Origin of the sequence: Microbacterium sp. dk485 (assembly GCF_004570445.1) — a bacterium.
Classification (GTDB): domain Bacteria; phylum Actinomycetota; class Actinomycetes; order Actinomycetales; family Microbacteriaceae; genus Microbacterium; species Microbacterium wangchenii.
The window spans coordinates 231075-243579 of the sequence record NZ_SPQW01000002.1 but is presented as its reverse complement, the minus strand read 5'-3'; the positions used below and the strand labels follow the sequence as shown (position 1 = coordinate 243579).

Below are 12505 nucleotides of genomic sequence, written 5' to 3'. Positions count from 1 at the left end.
GGCGGGACGCGCGGCCAGCATAGCGCGCACGGTCGTCGGGCGACATGGAGGCGTCGGCCCAGGTGGGACCTCGGGACTCGCCGCTCCCGGTGACCACCACGTCAGCCCGGCGTCATGGCCGGAGCCGTGACGGGCGCGCCGCCTCAGCGCCGGCAGGAGCCGGAGGGGACAGCCGCGTCGAACGCGTCGAGCTGGGCGAGCACGGGGTTCAGCTCCGCCGGCGTCATCGCGTAGCCGAGGTCCTCACCGACGTCGGAGCGGGCGAAGACGACACCTGCCACGCGGCCGTCGGGAGTGAGCACGGGACCCCCGGAGTTGCCGGGCTGCACGGTCGCGGCCAGCGCGTAGATCTCGCGCAGCGCGGCGGAGGAGTCGGAGATGTCGGGAACGGCCACGGTGCCCACCGACACCACCTGCGCCGCGCCGGAGGTGAACGGCCCGCCGTGCGGGTAGCCCTGCACGACCGCGGCGTCGCCGACGGCCAGGGTGGGGGCCACGGTGAGGGGCTCGGCGCCGAGATCGTCCACGGCCACGACGGCCAGATCGTCGATGGGGTCGAAGTACACGACACGTCCATCGCGCGCCGCCTCGCCGGGCAGCTCCACCACCGGCTGGGTCACGCCCGCCACCACGTGCGCGTTGGTCACGACGAGGTCGGGCGAGACGGCGAAGCCTGTGCCGCTGGCGGTGATGCCGCATGCGTACGCGACGCCGGTGATCTTGGCCACCGACTGCGCGGCGCGGGTCAGAGACGGGTCATCCAGGGCGACGTCGGGGGCCTCCGGTGTGACGACCGGCTCGAGGAGCCGGCCCAGGGTGGGCAGCCCCTCGTCGAACACCGATCCGCGCAGCTGCGCCAGCGCGGCGCGTACGGGGGCGGGGGTGCCGGCATCGATCGTGCGCAGCACTGCGGAGGACGCCAGCGCGCTGGAGACGACGGGGGTTCCGGTGGAGACGAGCGCCCCGCCAACGAACGAGATCGCCAGCACCGCCGCCACGAGGTTCACCGCGGCGCCCAGGAGCCGCTCGGGGATGCGCAGGCGGATGCGGTCGACGCCGCGCCGCAGCATCCGTCCCACCGCCGATCCGATCGCCGCGCCCGCCAGCAGGAGGAAGATGCCGGCGCCGGCCACCGCGAGCGTGCGCCATCCGGCCACGGGCACCCAGCGCCCCACGACCGGCATGAGCCAGTACGCGGCGAGGGCGCCGACGGCCAGGCCCGCGAACAGCCCGACGCTGGCGAGCAGCCCGCGGCGCAGTCCCACGACGACCGCGATCACGAGCAGCACGATCAGCAGGACGTCCACGAGCAGCACGGGTTCACGCTATGGCGACACCCTGGGAGACCCCCGACGACGACGACGCTCGGTCCGCATCCGAGGGCCCGCGTCGGTCGACGCAACGGGGGCCGAGCGCGACCGTCGCAGTGCGACGCGCTGGCGGCATCGGTGGCGGCGGTACGATCGGGCGCGTGAGCGCGATCACCGTCATCGTGCCGGGGCACGACGTCCAGTCCTACGCCCAGGAGGCGCTGGACTCCCTCGTCGCGCAGACCCGCACCGACTGGACCGCGGTCCTCGTCGACGACGCCTCCACGGATGCCACGGGCGAGCTCTTCGCCGCGGCGGCCGCCGCCGACCCGCGCTTCCGTGTCGTGCGGCACGACACCCGTCGCGGCCTCGCCGCCGCGCGCAACACCGGCCTCGACCTCGTCGACACGCCCCTCCTCGGCTTCCTCGACGCCGACGATCGGCTGCGTCCGCACGCCCTGGAGCGGCTCATCGGCGCGCTGGATGAATCCGGGAGCGACTTCGCCGTCGGGGCGTACGTCCGGCTGCGTCCCGACGGGGTCGGCGGGTATGCCGCCGGCGCCGTGCAGCCGTGGGTGGCGGCGGCGACGACCCCTGCGCGCACCGCGACGACGCTCGCCGAGCACCCCGGTGCATCCGCCAACATCGTGGCGTGGTCGAAGGTGACCCGCACGGAGTTCTGGCACCGGGCGGGTCTGCGCTTCCCCGACGGGCGCCTGTATGAGGACCAGGTGGTCGCGCAGCAGATGTACGCCCGTGCCCGCGCGTTCGACGTCGTGCCCGACGTGGTCGTGGAGTGGCGCGAGCGCGCCGACGGCACTTCGATCACCCAGGGCCGGCACGCCCTCCCCGTGCTGCAGGAGTACCTCGCGGCCATGCGCGGCGGGATCGACGTGCTCGAGGCCGCGGGGATGCACGCCGCCGTGCAGCATCGCGTGCGCCTGATCCTCGCGATGGACGTTCCTCCGCTCGTGCAGATCGCCCGCACGCATCCCGACGACGCCTACCGGCGTGCCCTGGGCGCGTTCGTCCGCGACATCCACGCGCTGTCGGCCCCGTCCGCGCCGCCGCCACCTCCCGTCGCCGCCGCCCTGCTCTGGTAGCCCGACGCTTCGCCGAAAGTGCATGACCCCGGCGAATCCGCACCATATCCGGTGCACTCTCGCCGGGATGGTGCACTCTCGGCGTTAGGACGTGGCGGGCGGGCGGGCGGGTCAGGACTCGGCCGCGGAATGACGCCAGCCTCACGGTGCAGGCGTGGCGAGAAGCAGCCAGGAGCAAGCCGGAGCGCCGATAACGCCCTCGTGTGTCAGTTCGAATCCCGTGCGCTCACCCAGGCCCTCCTCATTCGCGAGATCCTCAACGGCGTATCGCACGTGTGCTTCCAGCCCATGCCAACGCAAGACGGGGGTGGCAGACGCTTCATCGAGCGCGAACGCGGCCACGAGGGATCCCGACGGCGCGTCAAGTTGAAACACCGGCCGACGCTCACCCGAGCCCCCTCGAAGGGGCGGTCCGGTGAGGCGCCGCAAGACTCCTTCGCGTACGAGGGGTGCCAGCCTGCGACGGTACAGATCGACGTTCACGGCCACGCGTTGGGCCAGCACCGCGGGCAGCCCCGTCAGCTTCATCGACATCCCGAACCGATGGAGCAGCGCAGCACGCAACATCATGTCGAAGCGCGCCGGAGGGAGCGTCTCGATGTCGAGGGCCTGATGCGGGTGCTCGCCTCGCCACTGCGACCACGTCCAGTGCAGCATGGCCACCGGAGGCAGCATGAGGCTCGCCCCCCACAGCACCTGAAGATGATGCTCGGTCCAGTCGGGGTCGGAGAGGAAGCTGCAGTGGACGTGGCGGGCGAGACCGAGATCCAGCCGAAGACCGCCGGAAGAGCAGGCCTCGAGGATCACTTCAGGGTGTCTGGCGCGGAAATCGTCGAGTACGGCGTACAAACCCTCGTAGTGCCGGAGGAGGCCGTCGCCGGCGCCGTGTCCGTGATCCACGCGGTCGCACCCGGCCCCGGGATCGACGTTGAAATCGAGCTTCAGCCACCGCGCGCCCGTCGTCCGGACGGCGCTGTCGAGCGCCTCGGACACGAACGACCGGGCCGCCGGTGCGCCCAGGCAGAGATAGCCGAGGAACTCAGGGACGTCAGGATCCAGCGACACCGTGATGCGGGCGCCGTCGTCGTCGGGCCCACTGCGCATCGCAACCAGCTCAGGGTGATCGCGCCGGAGCATCGAGGACGCTCCCACCGCTTCCGCTTCGAGCCAGATTCCGAACTCGACGCCCTCCCGCCGCACGCCGTCCGCGAGCGCGCCGAGGCCGAGGGGGAATCGGGCCGTGTTGACCAGCGACCAGTCGCCGCGCTCCGCCTGCCAGTCGCTGCCTGTGTCCGATCGGCCGAACCACCCCGCATCCAGCGTCGTCACTTCCAGGCCGAGCGATGCGGCCGCGGCGGCTTCGGCCAGGAAAACGCCCTCCTCGATCTCGACGTCCTCATAGGGCCACCAGTGGTTCCACTCCGTCGGCAGACGGTCCGACCACTCCGCGCGGGGCACGAGATCGGCGCCCACAGCTCCGGCGAGCAGGGCTCCGGCCTCATCGAGGTCGGCGGCAGCCGCCACGAGCACCGTGGGCAGCGTGACGGCTTCGCCCGGCGCGAGCTCCACGAAGAACCGGTCCGGCGAGATCCCGGCCGCGATGCGTCGGTGCTCGTCGATCTCGATGTGCCAGTTCCCGCTCCAGGCGACCGACAGGATCAGGGTGCCCGCGTCGCACTCCAGGGCGAGGAAGGGATGAACGCCGTGGGAGGAGCGGCCCGAGCGCGCCACGAGCGTCAGTCCCTCCCGCAGCTCGCCGCGTACCGGTTCGAACTCCGCGCCCCACCCACTGTTGAAGTGAAGCGTGCGCCACCCCCGGTCCGGAAGCCTTCCGACGAGCGCGTCCGCACGGTCCACTGTCGCGGGTGAGGGACCGTCATTGACCAGCGTGAGTTGGAACTCCCACACCCCGCCGTCCACCCCGAGGGACCGCGGTGACCACACGGCTCGGACGCCGTCGGGGAGGTCAGGGAGCGGGCCGATCTCGCTCAAGAGCGTCGACGCGCGGCCGATCGCGTCGCCCTGGAACCACGCCCGCGTCATCGGCCGAAGCTCGCGCCCAGGCCGCTCATGACGTACTTCGCGGCGAAGGACAGCAGGAGCAGCGGGGGCAGCGCGGTGAGGATCAGCCCCACGGCGACGAAGGGCTGATCGTTCGTGAATCGGCCGCCGATCTGTGCCAGCGCGGGCGTGATCAGTCTCAGCTGGTCGTTCGGCAGCAGGATGTAGGCGAACAGGAGCTCGTTCCACATGGAGATGAACTGCAGCACGAGCAGTGTCGCCAGCCCGGGCACCGCCATCGGGCTGGCGACGTTGAGGAAGGTGCGCCAGAACCCCGCCCCGTCCACGCGGGCCGCCTCCAGCACGCTCGTGTCGAGCGACCGGTAGGTCACCGTCATGAAGAAGGTCGCGAAGGGCAGGCCCGTCGCGACGTACACGAGGATCAGACCCGGCAGTGAACCGACAAGACCGATCCGCGACAGCAGGAGGTAGATCGGGATGATGAGCACCTGCGAAGGGATCAGCATGACGGAGACGAGCGTCCCCGAGATGTACTTCGCGCCAGGCACGGGGTACTTGGCGAGAGAGAACCCGGCGAGACCGGCGACCAGGAGCTGGATGGCGAGGCCGATCGTGACAACGATCACGGTGTTGAGCAGCGCGCGGCCGATGCCGTAGTTGTTCCACACCGCCACGAAGTTCTGCAGCGTGAGCTCGGTGGGCAGTCCGAACGGATCGGCGAGGTAATCGGCGCGTGTGCGGAAGGCGGTGAACGCGAGATACAGGATCGGGTAGGCGATCGAGACGCCCACGAGCACCAGCACGAGGAAGATCGGCACTCGGGCTCGACGCGGGAGCGTTGCACTGACGTTCGACATCAATCATCCTCCGCGACTCTGAAGAACTTGAGCTGGACAACCGTGAGGGTGCCGATGAGCAGGAACACCATGACCGCCAGCGCCGACCCCTCTCCTAGGCGCGTGGACGAGAAGGCCAGCGTGTAGATGAGGTAGTCGAGGGTGGTGGTGTCGTAGCCGGGGCCTCCGGCTGTCATGACGAAGATGAATCCGAACAGCGCTGTGAACGTGTAGAGCACGTTGAGGATGCAGACGAGGGCGAGGACGCCGCGGATGTTGGGCAGCGTGATGTACCACAGGCGCTTCCACCATCCGGCGCCGTCCACCGTCGCGGCTTCGAAGATCTCGGGGTTGATGGAACTCAGGCCGCTCAGAAGGATGATCGTCTGATAACCGAATCCCGACCACACGAGCGCGAGGATGATGACGAATATTGCCGGCCCTGCGTTCGCGAAGAAGTCGATCGGAGGGAGTCCGAACTGCTGGAGGATCGCATTGATGGGGCCGCGGTAGGAGAACAGCGACTTGAACATGAGTCCGATGACGGCGGTCGAGAGCACGTTCGGCACGAAGAACAGGATGCGGAACAGTCGCCAGCCGCGGATCCGCTCGTACAGCAGCACCGAGCAGACCAGGGCCGCGAGGATGACCAGCGGCACGGAGATCAGGAAGAGGACGTTGTTGAGGAACACCTTGTGCAGCAGTGGATCGACGAGGAGTTTGACGTAGTTGTCGAGCCCGATGAACTCGAAGCTGACCCCATTGGTCTTGTTCAGAGAGATCCACACGGCGTAGCACACGGGATAGACCATGAAGCCGAGAACGAGCACGATGGCGGGCGCGACGGCGGCGATTCCGATGACGCGCTCGCGACGGCGCCACGAGGAGGGACGAAGGGGCTGTCCACCGGTCGCCCCCGCCTGCGCGGAGGCGACCGGTGCCGCCAGGGTGGGCGAGGTCATCCGCGCTCGCTGTCGTAGGCGTCTTGCAGCTGCTGCGCCGCGTCCTCGGGGGTGGTCTGCCCGGTGTAGACGGTGGCGTTGACCTTGTAGAACAGGTCGATGACCGACTGCGGCATCACGTTGTCGAATGGGTAGACCACCTCGTCGCCGGCGGCGGCGACGAACTCGGCCTCGGTCTTGAGGTAGTAGTTGGTGATGACGGAGGGGTCGGCCTGCGCACTGTTGGACGGCTCGGTCTGGAACAGCTCGACGTAGGTGTCGATCGTCTCGGGCTCGGCCAGGAGCGCCAGGAACTCCTTGGCGAGCGCCTCGTTCTCCGAGTAGTTCGTGACCGATACAGCCACGTTGGGGCCGCCGGCGATCGTGCTGGGGAATTCAGCCCCCTCCAGCATGGGGATCGGGAAGACTCCGGCGCCCTCCCCGACAGCCTCTTCAAGAGCGCCGTTCTCCCAGGCTCCGGAAATCATGAACACGCCGTTGCCCTGAATGAATCCGGGGAGCAGGTCTGCATTCCCGATGCTGCCGGCGTCGGGGTTCGTGAGCCCGCGAGCGTACAGCTGGGAGTACGCTTCGTAAGCCTTCGCCATCGCAGGATCGGCCAGGTCGATGTCGCCGTTGTACATGTCGGTGAAGGCCGTCGGGCCCAGCTCGCCGCCGACCAGCGCTGCCATCACCCAGGCGCCGACGTACCCTTCCTGGTTCGGCGTCCAGAAGGGAACGGCGTCGGTCTTCCCGAGCGCCTGCTCACCGAGTTCGAGGAGCTCCTCCCACGTACTCGGCGGCACGCTGAGGTCTAGGCCCGCCTCGTCGGCCAGTTCCTTGTTGTAGAACACGTAGAAGTAAGAGCCACCGCCGTAGGGCAGCGCGAGGAGGGCGCCGTCCTCCGAATAGCCCTCGCGGACGGTGTTCCATCCGGTCAGGTCGCTCATCACCTCCTCGCTGAAGGCACCCTCGAGATCGAGCAGGAAGTCCGAGTAGTCGATCGTGTTCCCGCCGGTATAGCCGATGCGGATGTCAGGACCGTTTCCCGCAATGGACGCTGCCTGGAACTGTGCCGCATCCGCCGCGATATCCCCCGATGTGCTGACGATGTCGACCTTCACGCCCTCATGCTCAGCCTCGAACCGATCGGCGACCTGGTGGAGAAAGGAGTTGTCGGCGATCGAGCCGTCGTCGGTCTTGCGGGTCAGCTGACCGCCATCCCAGATGGTGAGGGTGGTCTCCCCCGTCGCGCCGTCGCCGGATGAGCATGCAGCCAGCCCGGTGACAAGGCCCGCTGCGACCACGACGGCGCCGATTCGGATCGTTTTCATTGCTGTTCCTTCCTGATGCGGCAGGGATGCCTCGACCCCGCCTGGTGCGCGGGCCGTGTGATGTCGCGCTCCGCCTGCGCGGCGGCTTCGCCGTCGCGCGGGCGGACTCGCACACTTGATCGTTCAAATTTATGGCGCATCAGAACGTCGCCGTCAGTCCGCCGTCGACGGGGAGCACCACGCCCGTCACGTAGGTATTCTCCGCCGACACCAGGAACTCGGCCGCCACGGCGACCTCGTCGGCTTGGGCGGGACGACGCAGGGGGATGCGGCCGTGGCGGATGTAGACGTCCTGGAACCATTCGGTGTCGTACTCCGTCCCCCCGACGGGGAGGCGGGCCATCGGTGTATCGATGAAGCCAGGCGCGAGCGCGTTGACCAGGATGCCGCGGGGGGCCAGGTCGACCGCGAGCGCGCGGGTCAAGCTGTGCAGTGCGCCCTTGCTGACGGAGTAGCCCAAGGATCCGGCAGCGGACGCGAACCCCTGCACGGAGCCCACATTCAGGACGCGCGCGCTGGGCGACGCGTCCAGGAGGCGTGCGCATGCGCGGGTCACCAGGAGGGCACCCGTCAGGTTGACCTCGATCGTGCGGCGGTACACATCCAGATCTCCATCGATGGCAGTGTCTGGCGCGATGCCGGCGGAGTTCACGAGCACGTCGACGGCCGCCAGACCGGAGACGGCATCGCGCACGGCGCGCTCGTCGGCCACATCAGCGGTGAGCGTCGCACCCCCGCCCGATTCCTCCGCGCCGCGCGATCTGCCGTGGTCCCGATCGAGGACGTGGACGAGATATCCGCGTGCAGCCAGGCGGCGGGCGATCGCGGCACCGATGCCGCTCGCAGCCCCGGTCACGAGGGCGGTGCGGCGTCGCTCGGTCATAGCATCCCCGTCGGAAGAACGTCAATGGTCTTACCTATCTGGAGGCATCCGGAAGTGTCGAACCCTGCAGACGGAAGACACTGTAGCGCCTTCTAGGCTTACGTCATACCTAAACGCTTCTTTCGTACGAGGTAAGGACGCCCATGCACTTGGACACCACCGACCGCCGCGACGATCTCGGCGGCGCATCGGCCGGGTTCGAACCCTCGAGGGCGGAGCAATCCCGCTACCCGTGCGCGGGCAGCGCAATGGCGACGATGCCGGGACGACGTGGGGTCGTCGAACGACACTGGAGTGCGGGGGGTTGCAGGTGAACCGCGCGCCGCTCTCGCTCGAGTGGTCTCACGGCGTGGTCGTGGTGGACCCGCTGTCAGCCATGATCCGGGATGCGGTGTTCCGAGTGGGCGGCGCGGACGTGCGCCCCCTTGCAGCGGCACTCTGGGAGGACCCCGGTCCACACTCCGGCTTGCCCGGGCACGTGCGGGTCCTGGGCGGCGACTTCGTCTGCGTACCGTTCGGCTCCGCCGCCGTGCCGCCGGACGCGGACGCGGCATGGAACACGGCGGCTGCAGCAAACGACCCACCTCATGGCCTCTCCGCGGAGCTGACGTGGTCCGCCCCACAGCCCACCGGGGATGCCCTCCTGCTCACCCTGGAGTATCCGCCGGCGCATCCGATCGAGCGCCTCGAGCGCCTCATCCGCGGCGTTCCGGGGCAGTCGGCAGTCGAGTTCGAGCTGCGCGTGCACGCCCGAGCACGACACGAGACCTCTATCGGCCTCCACCCGATCCTCCGCATTCCCGACGAAGGAACGCTCGTACTCGACGTCGCCTTTGGCAGCGGACGAACCTACCCTGGGCTGATGCCGGGGGGCCACCAGCGCCTGCTTCCAGGGGCACGCTTCGACTCACTGGCCACCGCACCAGCGGTCGGAGGCGGCGTCGTGGATGTGAGCCGACTCCCCCTCCCCATGCCGACCGAGGAGGTGATCCAGCTGCTCGACGTCACACCACCGCTGACGGCCCGGACGAGCGCGTACGTGGTGACGCTGGACTGGGACTCCGACATCCTCCCGCACGTGCTCCTGTGGATCTCCGATCGGGGCATCGCGGAACCGCCGTGGGATGGGCACTATCGAGGATTCGGGGTGGAGCCGATCGCCGCGGCCTTCGACTTCCCCGACGAGGTGTCCACCTCCACCAACCCCCTGCGCGTCGAGGGTGCCCGCACCTCCGTCTGGCTCGATCCGTTCTCGCCGCTCGTCGTGAGGCACCGGATCAGCGTCAAAGGTACGACGTGACGCACCGTAGTGGACGAATTCGGTCGCGCGGAATGGCAGTTACATCGCTATCGTATGATGAAATGCCACCCGGGAAGGAGCACGCTCATGCGCATCGACACCGTCGACTTCTTCTACGCGAGCATGCCCGAGGTGACGATGGACGCCGACGGGAGTCAGGATGCCCTCCTGGTCCGCGTCGCCAGCGACGACGGACACGTCGGCTGGGGCGAGTGCGAGGCGTCTCCACTCGTGTCGATCGCAGCGTTCATCACGCCGCCGTCGCACGGGGTCTGCCAGCCTGTCTCGGTTTCCGTCATGGGGGAGGTCCTGGACTCCCCCGCTGACATCTCGCGTATCGCCAGGCTCGTCGGGCGCAACAGCATGGATCTCCTCCAAGCGCCGCACACGTTCTCCGGCATCGAGATCGCTCTGTGGGACCTCCTCGGCCGCGCGCGTGAGGAGCCGGTGTGGCGGATGCTGGGCTATCAGCGGAACCACTCCAAGATCCCCTACGCGTCGCTGTTGTTCGGAACAACGCCCCAGGACACGCTGGAGCGGGGACGCGATGTCGTCGCGCGCGGCTTCCGCGCTGTGAAGTTCGGCTGGGGAAGCTTCGGCACGGGGTCCGCTGAGGAGGATGCGGACCATCTCGCCGCAGCGCGTGAGGCGTTGGGCCCCGAACGCCAGCTACTTGTGGACGCGGGTCAGATCTGGATGGACGATGTCGATGCAGCCGCAGCCCGGCTGGAGGCACTGGAGTATGCGGCGGTGACATGGCTCGAGGAGCCGTTCGCCGCGTCGGAGTACTCCGCCTACGCGGCGCTGGCCGCGCGAACCCGCACCGTGCGCCTCGCCGGGGGCGAGGGTGCCCACGAAGAAGCGATGGCGCGGAACCTCATCCGCTTCGGACGCGTGGGATTCGTCCAGATCGACACCGGACGGATCGGGGGAATCGGTCCGGCAGCGAGGATCGCCTCGCACGCGGACTCCGCCGGCGTAACGTTCGTCAATCACACGTTCACGTCGCACCTGGCCCTCTCCTCGTCGCTGCAGCCATTCGCGGGCCTCGAGAGCCACCGGATCTGCGAGTACCCGGCGGAGCCGAAGCAGCTCGCGCTGGACGTCACACGTAGTCACATCGTTCCGGATGACGACGGCGAGATCGCCGCGCCCGACGCACCCGGTCTCGGAATCGATGTCAATCTGGAGTCACTGAGCCCCTATCTGCGCAGCCTCGAGGTGCTGCTGGATGGGGTGACGCTGTACTCTAGCCCGCAGCCGAGCGACCCCCTGCTGGGCGCACCATGAGCACGGGAGGACTCGTGCCGCATCCCCCATCCCCGAGCGACTCGGCATCCGGTTACTCCCTCCGGGGACGCCAGGGGCACGTGATCGAGGCCATCGGCCGCGCCATCGTCGGGGGCGCCTACCGGCCCGGTGATCTGCTCCCCCGCGAGGCCGAGTTGACCGAAGAGCACGGCGTGAGCAGAACCTCGGTCCGTGAAGCCATGAAGGTGCTCGCTGCCAAAGGCCTCGTTGACATCCGTCCCAAGATCGGCACCCGCGTGCGCCCGCGCGAGTTGTGGAACACCTTCGACTCGGACCTGCTCGCGTGGACACATGCGGAGGGACTGGCCACCCAGCTCATGCAGGACCTCATCGAGCTCCGGCAGATCGTGGAGCCCAACGCCGCCCGCCTCGCCGCCGGCCGGGCCACGATGACCGACCTGGCCGGCCTGGAAAGGGCTGCTCTCGCGATGAGGACGCGCGCCGGCGACCACGTGGCCTACGCGGACCGAGACGTGGCCTTCCACCTCGCGGTGTACACGGCCTCACACAACGCTCTTCTCGCAAGGTTCGGCATGCTGGTGGCGGACTTCATGAGGCTCGCCTTCGACGTGCAGCAGGCTGCCGCGAGCGATTCGCTCGACTTCGAACAGGACGCGCTGAAGCACCTTGCCGTCTTCGAAGCCATCAACCGGGGTGACCCGGAGGGCGCGTCTGCGGCGATGCTCGAGGTCGTGCTCGACGGCAAAGCGGCTCTGATCGCTGCGCTCGCCGACCGCTCGCCCGACTGACCCCCGACCGACACCGAGGAGAAGACATGAGAACGGCCGTCATCACAGGAGGCGGACGTGGACTGGGCGCTGCGACGGCCTCGCGCCTCGAGAGCGACGGCGTTCGGGTCGTGACCCTTGACATCTCCGGCGACGTCGACCATCGCGTCGACATCACGGATTCGGAAGCCCTCGCCGCGGTGGCCCGAGATATCGGGCAGGTCGACATCCTGATCAACTCTGCGGGGATAGTCGGCCCCGGCGTGCCATTGTTGGAGACCTCGGACGACGAGTGGAGGCGGGTGCTGGAGGTCAACGTGCTCGGCACGGTCGGAACTATGCGCGCGTTCGTACCGGGGATGGTCCAGCGCGGGTGGGGGCGGGTCGTCAATTTCGCCAGCATGGCCGGGAAAGACGGCAATCCCGCGCTGTCGGTGTACTCCGCCTCCAAGGCCGCCGTCATCGCGCTCACCAAGTCCGCCGGCAAGGAGCTGGCGACGACGGGCGTCCTGGTCAATGCGATCGCCCCCGCGGTCATTGCCACCCCAATGAACGCGGACACCGCCCCGGCGGCGCTGGCCCACATCACCAACCTCATCCCGATGCGGCGGGTGGGCCGTCCCGAAGAGGTCGCCGAGCTCGTCGCCTGGCTCGCCTCCGATCACGTCAGCTTCTCCACCGGAGCGGTCTACGACATCAGCGGCGGTCGCGCCACCTACTGAATCCCTTCCGCCGCA

11 protein-coding genes are annotated in these 12505 nt (G+C 68.8%); 5 read left to right on the top strand and 6 right to left on the bottom strand.

From position 1 onward, the window contains the following. Positions 1 to 143 precede the first annotated feature (143 nt). Positions 144 to 1316 (bottom strand): MarP family serine protease, encoded by a 1173-nt coding sequence (locus E4V99_RS11840; protein ID WP_135117391.1) that lies wholly within the window; start codon positions 1314 to 1316, stop codon positions 144 to 146. 155 nt (positions 1317 to 1471) lie between these two features. Between E4V99_RS11840 and E4V99_RS11835 the strand changes: the two genes are divergently transcribed. Next, positions 1472 to 2413: a glycosyltransferase family 2 protein gene (locus E4V99_RS11835; protein WP_245233171.1), complete on the top strand. Its 942-nt coding sequence runs from the start codon at positions 1472 to 1474 to the stop codon at positions 2411 to 2413. A gap of 141 nt (positions 2414 to 2554) precedes the next feature. Here E4V99_RS11835 and E4V99_RS11830 read toward each other — a convergent pair whose 3' ends face one another. From E4V99_RS11830 to E4V99_RS11810, 5 genes are all read right to left on the bottom strand, one after another. Further along, positions 2555 to 4456 (bottom strand): alpha-galactosidase, encoded by a 1902-nt coding sequence (locus tag E4V99_RS11830; RefSeq protein ID WP_135117389.1) that lies wholly within the window; start codon positions 4454 to 4456, stop codon positions 2555 to 2557. Beyond that, the gene (locus E4V99_RS11825; RefSeq protein ID WP_135117388.1) at positions 4453 to 5292 is read right to left on the bottom strand and encodes a carbohydrate ABC transporter permease; all 840 of its coding nucleotides are present in this window, start codon (positions 5290 to 5292) and stop codon (positions 4453 to 4455) included. Before E4V99_RS11825 ends, E4V99_RS11830 begins: the two co-directional genes overlap by 4 nt. After that, the gene (locus E4V99_RS11820; RefSeq protein ID WP_135117387.1) at positions 5292 to 6233 is read right to left on the bottom strand and encodes a sugar ABC transporter permease; all 942 of its coding nucleotides are present in this window, start codon (positions 6231 to 6233) and stop codon (positions 5292 to 5294) included. The genes E4V99_RS11825 and E4V99_RS11820 overlap by 1 nt, the downstream gene beginning before the upstream one ends. Continuing rightward, positions 6230 to 7546, bottom strand: coding sequence for an ABC transporter substrate-binding protein (locus E4V99_RS11815; protein WP_135117386.1), 1317 nt, complete (start codon positions 7544 to 7546; stop codon positions 6230 to 6232). Before E4V99_RS11815 ends, E4V99_RS11820 begins: the two co-directional genes overlap by 4 nt. Before the next feature lie 139 nt (positions 7547 to 7685). Next, positions 7686 to 8429 carry an SDR family oxidoreductase gene (locus E4V99_RS11810; RefSeq protein ID WP_135117385.1) on the bottom strand — a complete coding sequence of 248 codons (744 nt, stop codon included), beginning with the start codon at positions 8427 to 8429 and terminating at the stop codon, positions 7686 to 7688. Positions 8430 to 8739: 310 nt separating this feature from the next. On the opposite strand from E4V99_RS11810, the gene E4V99_RS11805 reads away from it, so the two are divergent. From E4V99_RS11805 to E4V99_RS11790, 4 genes are all read left to right on the top strand, one after another. Further along, positions 8740 to 9729: a hypothetical protein gene (locus E4V99_RS11805; RefSeq protein WP_135117384.1), complete on the top strand. Its 990-nt coding sequence runs from the start codon at positions 8740 to 8742 to the stop codon at positions 9727 to 9729. 87 nt (positions 9730 to 9816) lie between these two features. Continuing rightward, positions 9817 to 11019 carry a mandelate racemase/muconate lactonizing enzyme family protein gene (locus E4V99_RS11800; RefSeq protein ID WP_135117383.1) on the top strand — a complete coding sequence of 401 codons (1203 nt, stop codon included), beginning with the start codon at positions 9817 to 9819 and terminating at the stop codon, positions 11017 to 11019. Beyond that, complete coding sequence (locus tag E4V99_RS11795) at positions 11016 to 11789, top strand: FadR/GntR family transcriptional regulator (RefSeq protein WP_135117382.1); 774 nt, start codon at positions 11016 to 11018, stop codon at positions 11787 to 11789. Before E4V99_RS11800 ends, E4V99_RS11795 begins: the two co-directional genes overlap by 4 nt. Before the next feature lie 26 nt (positions 11790 to 11815). Beyond that, positions 11816 to 12490 carry an SDR family NAD(P)-dependent oxidoreductase gene (locus E4V99_RS11790; RefSeq protein WP_135117381.1) on the top strand — a complete coding sequence of 225 codons (675 nt, stop codon included), beginning with the start codon at positions 11816 to 11818 and terminating at the stop codon, positions 12488 to 12490. Positions 12491 to 12505 lie beyond the last annotated feature (15 nt).

Bases quoted from the DNA above. Each gene is read 5' to 3' on its own strand.
- E4V99_RS11810 (WP_135117385.1), bottom strand. From the start codon at position 8,429: ATGACCGAGCGACGCCGCACCGCCCTCGTGACCGGGGCTGCGAGCGGC.
- E4V99_RS11830 (WP_135117389.1), bottom strand. From the start codon at position 4,456: ATGACGCGGGCGTGGTTCCAGGGCGACGCGATCGGCCGCGCGTCGACG.
- E4V99_RS11790 (WP_135117381.1), top strand. From the start codon at position 11,816: ATGAGAACGGCCGTCATCACAGGAGGCGGACGTGGACTGGGCGCTGCG.
- E4V99_RS11825 (WP_135117388.1), bottom strand. From the start codon at position 5,292: ATGTCGAACGTCAGTGCAACGCTCCCGCGTCGAGCCCGAGTGCCGATC.
- E4V99_RS11815 (WP_135117386.1), bottom strand. From the start codon at position 7,546: ATGAAAACGATCCGAATCGGCGCCGTCGTGGTCGCAGCGGGCCTTGTC.
- E4V99_RS11795 (WP_135117382.1), top strand. From the start codon at position 11,016: ATGAGCACGGGAGGACTCGTGCCGCATCCCCCATCCCCGAGCGACTCG.
- E4V99_RS11820 (WP_135117387.1), bottom strand. From the start codon at position 6,233: ATGACCTCGCCCACCCTGGCGGCACCGGTCGCCTCCGCGCAGGCGGGG.
- E4V99_RS11800 (WP_135117383.1), top strand. From the start codon at position 9,817: ATGCGCATCGACACCGTCGACTTCTTCTACGCGAGCATGCCCGAGGTG.